Below are 16,923 nucleotides of genomic sequence, written 5' to 3'. Positions count from 1 at the left end.
TTTACAAACCGGGTAAGGCATTCAGCGGGTTACAACCCCAACGCATACTTCAGCGCCTGACGTTTTAGCACGCCTGCGCGCTGCGCCGCCATCAGCCCCATATTGCGTAAAATACGCAGCGGCGGCAGTTCATTGCTGAACCCGGCATAAAACAGATCCATTCCACTTTGCATCATAAAATTATCTGCCATGCGCCGCGTCTGATAGCGTTTCAACACCGAATGGCTGGCCCAGGACTCGCCATAGCTACGGGCACTCGCCAGCACATCAATCAACGCATCAACATCCCGATACCCCAGGTTGACGCCCTGCCCGGCCAGCGGATGAATGGTATGCGCCGCGTCGCCTACCAGCGCCAGCCCCGGTTGCGCATACTGCAACGCGTGACGACGGGTTAGCGGAAACGCGCCCGCCGCGACAGGCATCACCGCCCCCAGACGCGCCGGAAAGTGCTGGTTAATTTCCACCTGCAATTGCGTCATCGATAAACCCTGCAACTGGCGAATACGTGCCGGAGCGTCATACCACACCAGCGACGCCCAATCGTCGAACAGCGGCAAAAAAGCGCGCGGCCCCGTTGGCGTAAACTGCTGCCAGGTGCTGTCGCCTGGCGCATTTTCACACTTGACGGTGATAAGCATACACGACTGCGCATATTGCCAGGCATGAATGCCAATTCCCGCCATTTGCCGAACCTGCGAATTCGCGCCGTCGGCGCCAATCACTAACTTCGGCGTGATACATTCGCCGTCGGCCAGTTCCAGCGCATAACCATCGTGGCGGCGTTGCAATGCCGCCAGTGAAGCCGGAACGCGCAGCGTCACGCCGGGGTGCGCTTCCAGCGCCTGCCATAGCGCCTGTTGCAGGACGTTGTTCTCTACCATATAGCCTAACAGCGGCAGCTTGAGTTCAGCGGCGTCGAACACCACATGGGCGTTTTCCCACTCCCAGGTCTCCAGTCGCCGATAAGGATGGCTACGCATCCCCTGCACCGCCTCCCAAACGCCCAGTCCCTTGAGCAGCGCCACGGATGCCGCGCTAATGGCCGAAATCCGCACGTCAGGCTGGCTGTCCGCCACAAACGGCGCAGGCGCGGCATGTTCTATTACCATCACCGTAAACCCTTGCTGCGCCAGACCCAGCGCCAGCGCGCCGCCGACCATTCCCCCGCCGACAATGGCAATTTCCGTTGGTTGATTTGTCATGGTCATTCATCCTGTTACGTTTTAGACAAGTTTACAGGATTTTTTACCCATTAGGGCTGACGTCAGTCATACTGGTCACAACCGCGCCAAAGCATTACACTATGCGCCCTGCTTTTCAGCCACTATTTCGCAAGAGCAAGTCGATGACTAAAAAACTCCATATTAAAACCTGGGGCTGTCAGATGAACGAGTACGATTCATCGAAGATGGCCGATCTGCTGGACGCCACCCACGGCTATCAACTGACCGACGTGGCGGAAGAGGCGGATGTGCTGCTGTTGAATACCTGCTCAATCCGCGAGAAGGCTCAGGAAAAAGTCTTCCATCAATTAGGTCGCTGGAGACTGTTAAAAGAGAAAAATCCCGATCTGATTATCGGCGTCGGCGGCTGCGTGGCTTCCCAGGAAGGCGAGCACATTCGTCAACGCGCCCATTACGTCGACATTATTTTTGGCCCGCAAACCTTACACCGCCTACCGGAGATGATTAACTCCGTGCGTGGCGACCGCAGCCCGGTGGTCGATATCAGCTTCCCGGAAATCGAGAAGTTCGACCGTTTGCCGGAACCGCGCGCCGAAGGCCCGACCGCTTTCGTTTCTATCATGGAAGGCTGCAATAAATATTGTACTTACTGCGTGGTACCGTATACCCGCGGTGAAGAAGTCAGCCGTCCCTCAGACGATATCCTGTTCGAAATCGCCCAGTTAGCGGCGCAGGGCGTGCGTGAGGTCAACCTGCTGGGCCAGAACGTTAACGCCTGGCGCGGAGAAAACTACGACGGCACCACCGGTACCTTTGCCGATCTGCTGCGTCTGGTTGCCGCCATCGACGGCATTGACCGTATTCGCTTTACCACCAGCCATCCGATTGAGTTCACCGACGATATTATCGAGGTGTACCGCGATACGCCGGAACTGGTCAGTTTCCTGCATCTGCCGGTACAGAGCGGTTCCGATCGCGTGTTGAATCTGATGGGGCGCACCCACACTGCGCTGGAATATAAAGCAATCATCCGTAAACTGCGCGCGGCGCGGCCGGACATTCAGATAAGCTCTGACTTTATCGTCGGATTCCCTGGCGAAACTACCGATGATTTCGAAAAAACCATGAAGCTTATCGCTGACGTCAACTTTGATATGAGCTACAGCTTTATCTTCTCTGCGCGTCCGGGAACGCCGGCTGCCGATATGGTTGATGACGTACCGGAAGAAGAGAAGAAGCAGCGTCTGTATATTCTGCAAGAGCGTATCAATCAGCAGGCGATGGCATGGAGCCGCCGTATGCTCGGCACGACACAGCGCATTCTGGTGGAAGGCACGTCACGTAAAAACATTATGGAACTGTCTGGCCGTACCGAAAACAATCGGGTGGTGAACTTTGAAGGCACGCCGGAGATGATTGGTAAGTTTGTCGATGTGGAAATTACTGACGTCTATCCGAACTCCCTGCGCGGAAAAGTGGTGCGTACCGAAGATGAAATGGGGCTGCGCGTCGCCGAAACGCCGGAGTCCGTCATTGCCCGTACCCGTAAAGAAAATGAGCTGGGCGTAGGATTCTACCAGCCTTAATCCTGCAGGAAAGGCAATAATGCCCGATGGCGCTACGCCTGTCGGGCTTCCTGGTCATGGCCTGTCGCCCGACGGGCCTTGCAATTTTCTCTCTTCATCCCCATCTTCATTGCAATGCTTGCGCCTTTTCCCTATGGCGTGAATAATTTCCTTAGATGCCGGTAAATGTTCAGCGTCCGGCGATACAGACACAAGAGGAACAGTTTGAATATAGACACTCGCGAAATTACCCTTGAGCCTGCAGACAACGCCCGTCTGTTGAGCCTTTGCGGGCCGTTTGATGACAATATTAAACAGCTCGAACGTCGTCTCGGTATTGAAATCAACCGCCGTGACAATCACTTTAAACTGACCGGTCGTCCGATTTGCGTGACCGCGGCGACAGATATTTTGCGAAGTCTGTATGTCGATACCGCACCGATGCGCGGTCAGACTCAGGATATCGAACCGGAACAAATTCATCTGGCGATCAAAGAAGCGCGGGTGCTGGAACAGAGCGCGGAAAGTGTGCCTGACTATGGCAAAGCGATTAATATCAAAACCAAGCGCGGCGTGATTAAACCGCGTACCCCGAACCAGGCACAGTACATCGCCAATATTCTCGATCATGATATTACCTTTGGCGTCGGCCCGGCGGGTACCGGTAAAACGTATCTTGCGGTCGCCGCTGCGGTAGACGCCCTGGAGCGCCAGGAGATTCGCCGTATTCTACTGACCCGTCCGGCGGTGGAAGCGGGCGAAAAACTCGGCTTTCTGCCAGGCGATTTAAGTCAGAAGGTGGACCCGTACCTGCGTCCGCTGTATGACGCGCTGTTCGAAATGCTCGGCTTTGAAAAAGTCGAGAAGCTGATTGAACGCAATGTGATTGAAGTCGCGCCGCTGGCCTATATGCGCGGACGCACATTAAACGACGCCTTTATCATTCTGGATGAAAGCCAGAACACCACTATCGAACAGATGAAGATGTTCCTGACGCGTATCGGCTTTAACTCGAAAGCGGTGATCACCGGCGACGTGACGCAGATTGACCTGCCACGCAACACCAAATCCGGCTTGCGTCATGCCATTGAAGTGCTGGCGGAAGTCGATGAAATCAGTTTCAACTTCTTCCACAGCGAAGACGTGGTGCGCCATCCGGTCGTTGCCCGCATTGTTAACGCCTATGAAGCCTGGGAAGAGGCCGAACAAAAACGCAAAGCGGCGTTGGCGGCAGAGCGTAAGCGTGAAGCCCAGGAGCAGGAACAGAAATGAGCCAGGTGATCCTCGATTTACAGTTGGCCTGTGAAAACCACGCGGGCCTGCCGGATGAAGCTCAGTTTCAACGCTGGCTGGACGGCGTTATTCCGCAGTTTCAGGAAGAGGCGGAAGTCACAATCCGTCTGGTGGATGAGACCGAAAGCCACGACCTTAATCTGACGTACCGCGGGAAAGATAAACCCACTAATGTTCTCTCCTTCCCGTTTGAAGCGCCCCCCGGTATTGAAATGCCGCTACTGGGCGATCTGATTATTTGCCGTCAGGTCGTGGAGCAGGAAGCGCAGGAACAGAGCAAGCCGCTGGAAGCGCACTGGGCGCACATGGTCGTGCACGGTAGCCTGCATTTGCTGGGTTACGATCATATCGACGATGACGAAGCGGAAGAGATGGAGTCTCTCGAAACGGAGATTATGCTTGCTATGGGCTATGAGGATCCGTACATTGCCGAGAAGATTGCAGAATAGTAGCTTGCCGGATGGCGGCGCTTGCGCCTTATCCGGCCTACATTAATGCCTTTTGTAGCCCTGATAAGCGTAGCGCCATCAGGCAAAACATGCCGTCACAGCTGAGTATACGCATGACGAGCTTTGTATTAACTAACATGAGAACCCATACGACGCCATGAGCGACGACAATTCACACAGTAGTGACACAGTAAACAGTAAAAAGGGATTTTTTTCCCTGCTACTCAGCCAGCTTTTCCACGGTGAACCTAAAAACCGTGATGAGTTGCTGGCGCTGATCCGTGATTCCGGGCAGAACGAGCTTATCGATGAAGATACGCGCGATATGCTCGAAGGCGTAATGGACATCGCCGACCAGCGCGTTCGCGATATTATGATCCCGCGCTCCCAGATGATTACCCTGAAACGCAACCAGACGCTGGACGAATGTCTCGATGTTATCATCGAGTCCGCCCACTCGCGTTTTCCGGTGATCAGCGAAGATAAAGATCACATTGAAGGGATTCTGATGGCCAAAGATTTGCTGCCGTTTATGCGCAGCGATGCCGAAGCCTTCAGCATGGACAAAGTGTTACGCACCGCGGTTGTCGTACCGGAAAGCAAACGGGTTGACCGTATGCTCAAGGAATTCCGCTCCCAGCGCTACCATATGGCGATCGTGATTGATGAGTTTGGCGGCGTTTCCGGCCTTGTGACTATCGAAGACATCCTCGAACTGATTGTCGGTGAAATTGAAGATGAGTATGACGAAGAAGACGATATTGACTTCCGTCAGCTTAGCCGCCATACTTGGACGATTCGCGCGCTGGCGTCGATTGAAGACTTCAATGACGCTTTCGGCACCCACTTCAGCGATGAAGAGGTCGATACCATCGGCGGGCTGGTGATGCAGGCGTTCGGCCATTTACCGGCCCGCGGCGAAACCATTGACATTGATGGTTACCAGTTCAAAGTGGCGATGGCCGATAGTCGTCGTATTATTCAGGTGCATGTCAGGATCCCGGATGACTCGCCCCAGCCAAAACTGGACGAATAACAGCAATAGTGGACTAAAAATGGCATTTGCCTCGTTAATTGAACGCCAGCGTATTCGCCTGCTGCTGGCGTTATTATTCGGCGCCTGCGGAACACTGGCTTTCTCTCCGTATGACGTCTGGCCCGCAGCGATAGTGTCGCTTATCGGGCTGCAGGCCTTAACGTTTAATCGCCGCCCGCTCCAGTCTGCCGCCATCGGCTATTGCTGGGGACTCGGACTTTTCGGTAGCGGGATTAACTGGGTTTATGTCAGTATCGCGCAGTTTGGCGGCATGCCGGGCCCGGTTAACGTTTTTCTGGTGGTGCTGCTTGCAGCTTATCTCTCGCTGTATACCGGACTGTTTGCCGGGATTTTGTCGCGCCTGTGGCCAAAAACCAACTGGCTGCGCGTCGCTATCGCCGCGCCTGCAATATGGCAAATCACCGAATTTTTACGCGGCTGGGTGCTGACCGGCTTCCCCTGGCTGCAATTTGGCTATAGTCAGGTCGATGGCCCGCTAAAAGGCCTGGCGCCGGTAATGGGCGTCGAAGCGATCAACTTCCTGCTGATGATGGTCAGCGGCCTGTTAGCGCTGGCACTGGCGACGCGGAACTGGCGTCCGCTGGCTGTCGCCGTGATTCTGTTTGCTTTGCCCTTTCCGCTACGTTATATCCAGTGGTTTACGCTGGAACCTACCAAAGCGACCCAGGTATCGCTGGTGCAGGGCGATATTCCGCAGTCGCTGAAGTGGGACGAAAACCAGCTACTGAATACGCTAAAAATTTATCTCAACGAAACTCGCCCAGAGTTAGGCAAATCACAGATTATTATCTGGCCTGAGTCGGCGATTCCGGATCTCGAAATCAATCAGCAGCCTTTCCTTCGTTCGCTGGACGAGATGTTACGCGAAAAAAATAGCACGCTGATCACCGGTATTGTCGATGCGCGTCTCAATAAACAGAATCGATACGACACCTACAATACGATTATTACGTTGGGCAAGGATAATCCATACAGTTATGACTCGCCCAATCGCTACAATAAAAATCACCTTGTACCCTTTGGCGAGTTCGTTCCGCTGGAGTCTATCTTGCGTCCGCTGGCGCCGTTCTTCGATCTGCCCATGTCCTCCTTTAGCCGCGGCCCTTATATCCAGCCGCAGTTACATGCGCACGACTATAAGCTGACGGCGGCAATCTGTTATGAAATTATTCTTGGCGAACAGGTGCGGGATAACTTCCGCCCGGACACCGACTACCTGCTGACGATTTCTAACGACGCCTGGTTTGGTAAGTCCATTGGCCCGTGGCAACATTTCCAGATGGCGCGGATGCGTTCGCTGGAGCTGGCGCGTCCGTTACTGCGCAGTACTAATAACGGTATTACGGCGGTGATTGGCCCGCAGGGCGAAATCCAGGCGATGATCCCGCAGTTCACACGCCAGGTACTGACCACCCACGTCACGCCAACCACGGGGTTAACTCCCTATGCCCGTACCGGCAACTGGCCGCTATGGGTACTGACCGCGCTGTTTGCTTTTGGCGCGGTAGTGATGAGTCTGCGACAACGACGGAAATAATCTCTCCCCAGGCCGGATAGCGCTTCATTTATCCGGCCTGAAAATCCTCCTTTTTCCCTCATTCTGGCACGTCTATTGCTTTGTTAAACATGGCAAACCTGTTCTGGCTGCTTGTGCAACCTGGTCGCACCAAAATCGATCATCGGTAGCACCTGAACGGTGCAATGTAGGATTTTTGCCTCTGAACGGTGCGGCGCACTTCGCAAAAATAAACAATATCGCAGCAAAATATTTACAACAAGCCACACTAAATGTTAACAAACACACATAACACTGCACGCGCAAGTTGCAGGCAATAACAACATCACAATAGCTATCAATGCGTCGACGGCGCAGATGATAAAGGAGTTGGATATGCAATTACGTAAGCTAACCACAGCAATGCTGGTCATGGGACTGTCTGCGGGCCTTGCGCACGCAGAAGATGGCGCGCCTGCCGCTGGTAGCACCCTGGACAAGATCGCTAAAAATGGCGTGATCGTCGTCGGGCATCGCGAATCTTCTGTGCCCTTTTCTTATTACGACAACCAGCAGAAAGTGGTCGGCTATTCCCAGGACTACTCCAACGCCATTGTAGAAGCGGTAAAAAAGAAACTTAACAAGCCCGATCTGCAGGTGAAGCTGATCCCGATCACCTCGCAAAACCGTATTCCGCTGTTGCAAAACGGAACCTTCGATTTTGAATGTGGTTCAACGACTAACAACCTTGAGCGCCAAAAACAGGCCGCCTTCTCCGATACGATTTTCGTCGTCGGGACGCGACTGCTGACTAAAAAAGGCGGCGATATTAAAGATTTCCCGGATCTGAAAGGCAAAGCGGTCGTCGTCACCTCCGGGACGACCTCTGAAATTCTGCTGCATAAGCTTAACGAAGAGCAAAAGATGGGGATGCGTATTATTAGCGCGAAAGACCACGGTGACTCGTTCCGCACCCTGGAAAGCGGTCGCGCCGTCGCCTTTATGATGGATGACGCGCTGCTGGCCGGCGAGCGCGCCAAAGCCAAGAAACCGGATAACTGGGAGATTGTCGGTAAACCGCAGTCCCAGGAAGCCTACGGCTGTATGCTGCGTAAAAACGACCCTGAGTTTAAAAAGCTGATGGACGATACCATCGCCCAGGCGCAAACCTCCGGCGAAGCGGAAAAGTGGTTTGATAAGTGGTTTAAAAATCCGATCCCACCGAAAAACCTGAACATGAATTTCGAGTTGTCTGACGAGATGAAAGCCCTGTTCAAAGCACCGAATGATAAAGCGCTTAACTAACTAAAACTAAATGGGACGGGACTCCTGTCCTCTCGATTGTCGCTCAGCACGGACAGACTATAAGCCTGATGGTCGTTCCCCATCGGGCCTGAAGCCGCAAATCGCCGGGCAACAATCTTCGAGGGTAGCGCTGCTACCCTTTTTTTTCGGAGTAGATGTATGTCAATAGACTGGAACTGGGGTATTTTTTTACAGGAAGCCCCCTTCGGCAATACCACCTATCTCGGCTGGCTATGGAGTGGTTTTCAGGTCACCGTCGCCCTTTCGATTACCGCCTGGATTATCGCTTTCCTGGTAGGATCTATTTTCGGCATTTTACGTACCGTTCCCAACCGTTTCCTCTCCGGACTGGGCACGTTGTACGTAGAACTGTTCCGTAATGTGCCGCTGATCGTGCAATTCTTCACCTGGTACCTGGTGGTGCCTGAACTGTTGCCGGAAGATCTTGGCATGTGGTTTAAGGCGGAACTCGATCCCAATATTCAGTTTTTCCTCTCCTCAATGATCTGTCTGGGACTGTTTACCGCCGCCCGCGTTTGCGAACAGGTGCGCGCCGCGATTCAGTCTCTGCCTCGCGGGCAGAAGAACGCGGCGCTGGCGATGGGGCTAACGCTGCCGCAGGCTTATCGCTATGTCCTGCTGCCGAATGCCTATCGCGTTATCGTACCGCCAATGACGTCAGAGATGATGAACCTGGTGAAAAACTCGGCTATTGCCTCAACCATCGGCCTGGTGGATATGGCGGCGCAGGCAGGCAAACTGTTGGATTACTCGGCGCACGCCTGGGAATCCTTCACCGCCATTACGCTGGCCTATGTGCTGATTAACGCCGTTATCATGCTGGTCATGAGCCTGGTTGAACGCAAAGTCCGCCTGCCGGGCAACGTGGGGAGCAAATAATGTACGAATTTGACTGGAGTTCGATTATCCCCTCACTGCCTTACCTACTGGCCGGGTTGGTCATCACGCTGAAGATCACCGTCACCGCCGTTATCGTGGGGATAGTCTGGGGAACCATTCTGGCCGTCATGCGCCTCTCAAGCTTTGCCCCTATCGCCTGGTTTGCTAAAGCGTATGTTAACGTTTTCCGTTCCATCCCGTTGGTGATGGTCTTGCTGTGGTTCTATCTGATTGTACCCGGCTTTCTGCAAAACGTGCTGGGACTATCGCCGAAAACCGATATCCGCCTGATCTCCGCGATGGTGGCATTCTCCATGTTTGAAGCGGCCTACTATTCCGAGATTATTCGCGCCGGTATTCAAAGTATTTCCCGCGGGCAGTCCAGCGCCGCGCTGGCGCTGGGGATGACCCACTGGCAGTCGATGAAGCTCATTATTCTGCCGCAGGCGTTTCGGGCGATGGTGCCGCTGTTGCTTACGCAGGGCATCGTGCTATTTCAGGACACCTCTTTAGTTTATGTACTCAGCCTGGCGGACTTCTTCCGCACCGCGTCGACTATCGGCGAGCGTGACGGAACTCAGGTCGAAATGATTCTGTTCGCCGGCGCCGTTTATTTTGTTATCAGCCTGAGCGCGTCGTTGCTGGTCAGCTATTTGAAGAAAAGGACAGTTTAATGATTACCCTGAAAAATGTTTCAAAATGGTATGGTCACTTTCAGGTGCTGACCGATTGTTCAACAGAAGTGAAAAAAGGTGAGGTGGTGGTAGTCTGCGGGCCATCGGGTTCCGGTAAATCCACGCTGATTAAGACCGTCAATGGTCTGGAACCGGTGCAAAAAGGCGAAATTACCGTTAACGGCATTATTGTGAACGACAAAAAAACCGATCTGGCGAAACTGCGTTCCCGCGTGGGCATGGTATTCCAGCACTTCGAACTATTTCCCCACCTGTCGATCATCGAAAACCTGACGCTGGCGCAGGTGAAAGTGCTGAAACGCGATAAGGCCGCCGCCCGCGATAAAGGCCTGAAGCTGTTGGAGCGCGTTGGCCTGTCTGCACATGCCAACAAGTTCCCGGCGCAGCTTTCCGGCGGCCAGCAGCAGCGCGTGGCGATCGCCCGCGCGCTATGTATGGACCCCATTGCCATGTTATTCGATGAACCGACTTCCGCGCTCGATCCGGAAATGATCAACGAGGTGCTGGACGTGATGGTCGAACTGGCGAACGAAGGGATGACCATGATGGTGGTGACGCACGAAATGGGCTTTGCCCGTAAAGTGGCTAACCGGGTGATCTTTATGGATGAAGGTAAAATCGTCGAAGATTCGCCAAAAGAGGAGTTCTTCGCTAACCCCAGTTCCGATCGCGCAAAAGACTTCCTTGCGAAAATCCTGCACTAATCTTCCCGGCGCGCACGTCAGAGTGCGCGCTATCTCACGCTTTACTTCTTCGCTTCTCGAAACGTATCCAGCCGGGCGTTAACCTTGTCACAAAGTACCGCTTACAAGGAGCCACAATGGCACTGCCCATTATTATTGATTGCGATCCGGGTCATGATGACGCGATCGCCCTCGTTCTCTCCCTCGCCTCCCCTGAACTGGAAGTGAAAGCGATCACCTCTTCCGCCGGTAACCAGACGCCGGAGAAGACCCTGCGCAACGTGCTGCGGATGCTGACACTGCTCAAACGCCCGGATATTCCGGTGGCGGGCGGCGCGGTGAAACCTCTCATGCGCGAACTGATTATCGCCGATAACGTTCACGGCGAAAGCGGCCTCGACGGCCCGGCGCTGCCCGAGCCGTCATTCGCCCCGCAAAGCGGCACTGCCGTTGAGCTGATGGCAAAAACACTGCGCGAGAGCTCACAGCCGGTCACCATCGTCTCTACTGGCCCACAGACCAACGTGGCGCTGCTGCTGAATAGCCATCCGGAACTGCATACGAAAATCGCCCGCATTGTGATCATGGGCGGCGCAATGGGATTGGGTAACTGGACGCCCGCTGCGGAATTTAATATTTACGTCGACCCGGAAGCGGCAGAAATTGTCTTCCAGTCAGGCATTCCGGTGGTGATGGCCGGGCTGGACGTCACCCATAAGGCGCAGATTCACGCCGCCGATATCGAACGCTTTCGCGCCATCGGTAACCCGATTTCCACCATCGTCGCCGAACTGCTGGACTTCTTTATGGAGTACCACAAAGACGAAAAATGGGGATTTGTCGGCGCGCCGCTGCACGACCCGTGCACCATCGCCTGGCTGCTCAAGCCCGAGATTTTCACCACCGTTGAGCGTTGGGTTGGCGTGGAAACCCAGGGGAAATACACCCAGGGGATGACGGTGGTGGATTATTATTTTCTGACGGGGAATAAGCCGAATGCGACGGTGATGGTCGATGTAGACCGCCAGGGATTTGTCGATTTGCTGGCGGAACGGCTGCAATACTACGCATAAAGCGCAAAGTAGAACCCAGGGATGAACAGCGATGTTTTGGCGTAACAATAGACCTGAAATCAGCCTGCTACAGCACGACGTAGCCCATATAACGTTTTCAGTACGTAACGGAAAAGCATTGCTTCGTCCCTGCGTTATCCACGCTCCCGACTCTGACGCCGGTATTCATACGCTCTCCTGGCATGGCTCGCCGCTGATTCGTTTTTTCTCTGAATCCTGGTGCCCAACCTGCGCAGAATTTGTTTATGCCGGTTTTAGCAATGATGATGAAGGCGCCGCGCAGTTTTTATCCTCACTTGCCGAGTGGAATCAGCCAGGAGTCGGGTTGAACGAAGCATTTACCGCCCTGACGCCGCTGTTTTCACTCTTTGCCGATGGCTATTACCGGCTGGAAGAACGCGAACTTTATCCGACGGATGGCAACGGGCATTTTTTCTGGGCGGTGGGTAACGAAAAACAACCGAATCCCGCGACCACAGGGCAGTGGATTGCTGACGTGGACTATCACTACCAGTCCGGCGAACCCTGTTTTTTACTGCCAGGCCAGCCCCCATCGCGATTTAACCCACAACGCGCCGAGTATTACCGCGATAAGCCAGAGAGCCACGCGCTGGCCTGGTATATGAATGACAGCTGGCTTTGCGTCCTGCTTGATGGTCACCATAAAGCCACCGCCGCCGCGCTGGAAGGCCGGCCCGTGAAGACCTGGGTCATCAGCCAGCCGGTAGCGGTGTCATGCTACGAGACGCGACAGCAATACCTGCGATTTTATAACGGCGCGCGCCTGGAAGAAGCCCAGTTTCAGCGCCGCATCCCCCTGAAAATACAGTACGAAAAACTACCGCCATCCCTTTGGGAGGATTACTTTACTCGCCATGACGAACGTTATACCCGCGTCAACTGGCCGAACGCATTGGCTAACTGCGCGGCGAATTATCCCAATCTTGCGGCCTGCGCAGACATTATTGCCGCAGGCGATCTGAGCGAGGCCGGCCTCAACAAAATCATGGCGCAAGGGATCACCGAAGAGGGATTTCCCGCCGTATTGTTACGCGCGCTGTTTTATACCCATTCCCCCTTGTTGATTGATTTTGTCCGTTTTCTGACTCGCACCCCCGATTATGCTTGCCACTACCCGCTGGCGTTTCGTTTACTGGCCCAGAAACGCACGCCACAGGCCGATGCTTTTTTCCTCGATTTCGCCATCAATGATGACGGCGAGCGCCCGGAGTTGACGAACATTATGGATGAATACTTTCTCCAGGCGTGACATTGATAAAGATCACCACGCCAGAGGGTGGTGTTCTTTATTCTATAAACTCTCTTTCCCGATAAATTAAACGCAATGGATAATGCAACGTTAGCGATTGGTATCGATCTCGGCACCACTAATAGTTTAATCGCCGTCTGGCAAGACGGAGCCGCACAATTAATACCTAATAAATTTGGTGAATATTTAACACCATCCATAATTAGTATGGATGAAAATAAACAAATTCTGGTGGGAAAACCTGCCGCAGCCCGTAAAACATCTCATCCAGATAAAACCGCTGCCTTATTTAAACGCGCAATGGGCAGTAATACTCACTGGCATTTGGGTGAAGAGTCGTTTAATGCGCCGGAATTATCTTCGCTGGTTTTACGCTCGCTGAAAGAAGATGCGGAAGACTACCTTCAGCAGCCAATCAAGGATGTCGTGATCTCGGTTCCGGCTTATTTCAGCGATGAGCAGCGTAAGCATACACGCCTTGCCGCTGAGCTTGCGGGGTTAAACGCCGTGCGCTTGATCAATGAACCCACGGCGGCGGCAATGGCTTATGGCCTGCATACGCAGCAAAACAGCCGTTCGCTGGTTTTCGATCTGGGGGGCGGAACCTTTGATGTAACCGTTCTGGAATACGCTACGCCGATTATCGAAGTTCACGCCTCCGCTGGCGATAACTACCTCGGCGGCGAAGATTTCACGCATTTGTTGCTTGATGAAGTGCTGAAACGCTGGAACCTCGATAAATCAGCGCTGACGGATAGCGATCTGGCTGCGCTGTATGCCTGTGTTGAAGCCGCAAAATGCGCCAGCGGCTCCCCGCTGCGCATGAGCTGGCTTTATCAGGAGAGCGTTCTGGAAAGCACGTTTTATGACGATGAGCTGGAAGCCCTGTGGCTACCGTTGCTCAACCGGCTGCGCACGCCCATTGAGCAGGCGCTGCGCGATTCCCGACTCAAACCGGAGCAAATTGACAGCCTGGTGCTGGTCGGCGGCGCGTCACAGATGCCGCTGGTGCAACGCATCGCGGTGCGCTTATTCGGTAAATTGCCCTATCAAAGTTACGATCCCAGTACCATCGTGGCGCTTGGCGCCGCGACTCAGGCCGCCTGTCGCCTGCGCCATGAAGACGTTGAAGAGGTGATCCTCACGGATATCTGCCCCTACTCGCTGGGCGTGGAAGTCAACCGACAGGGCGTGCCAGGTATTTTCTCGCCCATCATTGAACGCAATACCACCGTTCCGGTGTCAAAAGTGGAAACGTACTCCACCATGCACCCTGAGCAGGACTCTATTTGCGTCAGGGTATACCAGGGCGAAAGTCACAAGGTGAAAAATAATATCCTGATCGATTCTTTTGACGTCATGCTGAAGCCGAACGGGCACATTCAGGCCATTGATATTCGTTTTAGCTACGATATTAATGGTCTGCTGGAAGTTGACGTGCTGCTGGAAGACGGCAAGAGTGAATCTAGAATCATCAGTCACAATGCCACCTCACTGACGACGCAGCAAATCGACGCCAGCCGCGAGCGGCTGCTGGCGCTGAAAATTTATCCCCGCGATATGCTGATTAACCGGACGTTTAAAGCACAGTTAGAGGAGCAGTGGTCACGCGCGTTAGGCGATGAACGCGAAATGCTGGGGGAGATTATTACCGATTTCGACGCGGCCCTGCTGTCTAATGATATGCAGCGCGTCGATGACGTGCGCCGTCGCGCCTGTGAATATCTGGGTATTGACGAGCCGAAAGCGCCGTAACGGCGCTTTCACTGCCCCTGTTCAGAAAAAATGGAAGAATCGATTTAACGCGCAGACAATCAACGCGATCAAACCGACAATCTTCATGATTTTCATCACCCCGCCAGATTCCGCCTGACGGGGTGCTTCGGTTTTCGCTTCAGAAGACAATTTTGTCTCTTCTTTCTCAGCTGCCAGCCTGAGCTCTTCCGCCAGCTCCTTTTTGTCACGAATATCGCCTGGCTTCATGGCGATTTTAGATGACAATGCCTGCGTTATCAGCGCCTCCAGCGGACAGGATTGCCCCTCCTCCAGCCGGATCAGCAGGCGAAAAAAGGGCTTTTCTTTGGGAAACGCTTCCAGCACCACCTGCTCCGCCGTCCGGTACAGATCCAACAGCGGCGTTTCGGGTTCCCCCTGGGTACTCAGCCGCGAATTTGCCCACGCCATCGCTTTTCGCTTATAAAACAGGGAGTCAACAAATGAACGCCCCAGCGGTGATAACCTACCGCTGTGCAAAATACCCGCCCACAGTAAACGCGTGCGCGCGCTTTCACCGGGCACATATTCGGCATCCACCATACAGCGCGCTTCGACCGCCATCACCGCCAGCGGGAAGAAATCAGGCCGATGCTGGCGGCACCAGCCCAGCAACAGGTCGTCCGCCTGCGTGGAGGGATAACGCTGCCAGAAATCGCAAAGATCGGCCAACAGGCTTTCCCCTTCACCGCAGAGCAAACGCTGTTTGCACAGGTAATAGTGCGCATCTTCGTTATCCGGCTCCGCGGCCTGCCAGCGACGAGCAATATCGACCAGTTCCGCCATGCCCCACTGCTCGGCGCTAAACCAGTGTAATAGTTTACGATGCAGCTGTTTATCATCGGGAATTATCCAGGCTACCTGAACCTGCAGAGCGTCGGCAAAATGTTCGGGATAAAAGCGCCAGATACGCTCAAGCTTAAAAAAGTAGGCGTCAGTTTGGTCTTGAACAACAAGAGGCAATTTGGCCAGACTTAGCAGATCAAACGCATCGCCCCGCTTTACGGTCTCCAGAAATGCTTCCAGCTCTTCTCCATCAGCATCATCGTCTGCTTCCTGCGGCTGCCAGTTCAGACGCTGCGCCAACAATGCCAGGCAAGACAGCGAGATCGTTTCCGTTTTCATGGCGATGTCGCACAACTGCCAGCGCAGCTTATCTATCTCATCCATTGAACACTGGTTCAATTGCTGAATAAATTTCTGCCATGCCGAGGGCTGAAAGCGATCGCGCTCTGATGCCAGCAATTCCCTGAACGCCACCAGTATTTCATGTTCGTCGCCCACCTCTTCCGTTTTTGCGTCCTCCGCAGGCGAGGCGGCCCAGTGCTGCGCTTCTTCATAGGCCTGGCGCAATCGCTTAAAACCCTGCGGATCGCTCTCAGGGTGGAATGAGGGCAACAGGGCAAGATAAGCCTGACGGATACATTCCAGATCGGTGGTAGGTTCAATGCCCAGGATTTCCCAACAGATATTCATAAATCGCTCACTCCTTTAAGCGTTTCCGGGCATGTCGGTTGTTCGTTGAGCGGACGCCACGGTAGCTGCGCATAATAACTCTCTGTCGTAGAGGCCAGTTCATTAAACATCCGCGCGCCTGAAGCGTCGTACTTTAGGTGAGCGAAATATGCCTGTATGGTGTCCCCTTTAGCCTGCCAGTACAGCCGACCCAACGAATAGGCGGCAAAATATTGCGTCCAACCGTCGTAAAAATAGTACGCCCGCGCATAGATACGCGATTGCAGCCACAGGCTTTCCTCTTCCGTCAGCCATTGATTCAACACCCCCATCCGGCATAAAAACCCCATACGCACATAGTCCCAGGCTTTAATGCCTCCGCGCCCGCAGCATAGTGCGGTTTCGGCAACAAATCGCGCATAAATCTGGCCCTGCTCGCCAAACTGCACGGTAAATTCGCGCCATTGACGAGGAGATAGCGTAAACCAGCGGATATAAAAGGGAGCCAAATCTGCCGCATGACCATCGTCCGTCATCCGATAGATGGTTTGAATAAGATCTTCACGGTTATCAATCCCCCATGAATCGGAGAGATCGACAGCAGGAATTCCGGTATACATTGCTGGAGAGGTATGCGAAGGCTCATTGCCGATATATAGCACCTCCATCGGCGTGGAGAGCGCAAAAAGTAAATATTGTTCTTCCTTGTCCATATTCGATATC

Annotated in this window: 15 protein-coding genes; 12 read left to right on the top strand and 3 right to left on the bottom strand. The window is 53.8% G+C overall.

The genetic code is table 11. The features are described from left to right. Positions 1–29: 29 nt before the first annotated feature. Entirely contained in the window at positions 30–1,205 is a 1,176-nt protein-coding gene (gene ubiF / locus N7E69_RS15615) for a 3-demethoxyubiquinol 3-hydroxylase (protein WP_000184633.1), read from the bottom strand. A gap of 143 nt (positions 1,206–1,348) precedes the next feature. Between ubiF and miaB the strand changes: the two genes are divergently transcribed. The 12 genes from miaB (at position 1,349) to hscC (ending at position 14,727) form a co-directional block, all read left to right on the top strand. Then, on the top strand, positions 1,349–2,773 hold the full coding sequence (gene miaB, locus N7E69_RS15610) for a tRNA (N6-isopentenyl adenosine(37)-C2)-methylthiotransferase MiaB (RefSeq protein WP_001519200.1): 1,425 nt from the start codon (positions 1,349–1,351) through the stop codon (positions 2,771–2,773). Positions 2,774–2,977: 204 nt separating this feature from the next. Then, complete coding sequence (locus tag N7E69_RS15605) at positions 2,978–4,024, top strand: PhoH family protein (RefSeq protein WP_001018045.1); 1,047 nt, start codon at positions 2,978–2,980, stop codon at positions 4,022–4,024. Next, positions 4,021–4,494, top strand: coding sequence for an rRNA maturation RNase YbeY (gene ybeY, locus N7E69_RS15600; RefSeq protein ID WP_000084480.1), 474 nt, complete (start codon positions 4,021–4,023; stop codon positions 4,492–4,494). Before N7E69_RS15605 ends, ybeY begins: the two co-directional genes overlap by 4 nt. A gap of 157 nt (positions 4,495–4,651) precedes the next feature. Beyond that, on the top strand, positions 4,652–5,530 hold the full coding sequence (gene corC, locus N7E69_RS15595) for a CNNM family magnesium/cobalt transport protein CorC (RefSeq protein WP_001278615.1): 879 nt from the start codon (positions 4,652–4,654) through the stop codon (positions 5,528–5,530). Between the two features lie 19 nt (positions 5,531–5,549). Next, positions 5,550–7,088, top strand: coding sequence for an apolipoprotein N-acyltransferase (lnt, locus tag N7E69_RS15590; protein WP_001574036.1), 1,539 nt, complete (start codon positions 5,550–5,552; stop codon positions 7,086–7,088). A 354-nt stretch (positions 7,089–7,442) separates the two neighbouring features. Then, the gene (locus N7E69_RS15585) at positions 7,443–8,351 is read left to right on the top strand and encodes an amino acid ABC transporter substrate-binding protein (RefSeq protein ID WP_001518176.1); all 909 of its coding nucleotides are present in this window, start codon (positions 7,443–7,445) and stop codon (positions 8,349–8,351) included. 159 nt (positions 8,352–8,510) lie between these two features. Beyond that, on the top strand, positions 8,511–9,251 hold the full coding sequence (gene gltJ / locus N7E69_RS15580) for a glutamate/aspartate ABC transporter permease GltJ (protein WP_000020930.1): 741 nt from the start codon (positions 8,511–8,513) through the stop codon (positions 9,249–9,251). Then, positions 9,251–9,925 (top strand): glutamate/aspartate ABC transporter permease GltK, encoded by a 675-nt coding sequence (gene gltK, locus N7E69_RS15575; RefSeq protein ID WP_000272794.1) that lies wholly within the window; start codon positions 9,251–9,253, stop codon positions 9,923–9,925. The genes gltJ and gltK overlap by 1 nt, the downstream gene beginning before the upstream one ends. Then, positions 9,925–10,650, top strand: a complete 726-nt coding sequence (gene gltL, locus N7E69_RS15570; protein WP_000631369.1) for a glutamate/aspartate ABC transporter ATP-binding protein GltL — start codon at positions 9,925–9,927, stop codon at positions 10,648–10,650. The genes gltK and gltL overlap by 1 nt, the downstream gene beginning before the upstream one ends. Positions 10,651–10,766: 116 nt before the next feature. Beyond that, the gene (rihA, locus tag N7E69_RS15565) at positions 10,767–11,702 is read left to right on the top strand and encodes a pyrimidine-specific ribonucleoside hydrolase RihA (protein ID WP_001207442.1); all 936 of its coding nucleotides are present in this window, start codon (positions 10,767–10,769) and stop codon (positions 11,700–11,702) included. A gap of 31 nt (positions 11,703–11,733) precedes the next feature. Then, complete coding sequence (locus tag N7E69_RS15560; protein ID WP_000498869.1) at positions 11,734–12,972, top strand: hypothetical protein; 1,239 nt, start codon at positions 11,734–11,736, stop codon at positions 12,970–12,972. A gap of 75 nt (positions 12,973–13,047) precedes the next feature. Next, positions 13,048–14,727 (top strand): molecular chaperone HscC, encoded by a 1,680-nt coding sequence (gene hscC, locus N7E69_RS15555; protein ID WP_000368030.1) that lies wholly within the window; start codon positions 13,048–13,050, stop codon positions 14,725–14,727. A 21-nt stretch (positions 14,728–14,748) separates the two neighbouring features. On the opposite strand, the gene N7E69_RS15550 is transcribed toward hscC, so the two are convergent. Beyond that, entirely contained in the window at positions 14,749–16,221 is a 1,473-nt protein-coding gene (locus N7E69_RS15550) for a J domain-containing protein (protein WP_001017751.1), read from the bottom strand. Continuing rightward, entirely contained in the window at positions 16,218–16,913 is a 696-nt protein-coding gene (locus N7E69_RS15545) for a DUF1266 domain-containing protein (RefSeq protein ID WP_000356626.1), read from the bottom strand. Before N7E69_RS15545 ends, N7E69_RS15550 begins: the two co-directional genes overlap by 4 nt. Positions 16,914–16,923: the final 10 nt, after the last annotated feature.

This window comes from Salmonella sp. 3C (genome assembly GCF_025426275.1).
GTDB lineage: Bacteria > Pseudomonadota > Gammaproteobacteria > Enterobacterales > Enterobacteriaceae > Salmonella > Salmonella enterica.
Note: the sequence above shows the minus strand (reverse complement) of the source record. Positions and strands in the feature narration are given on the sequence as shown.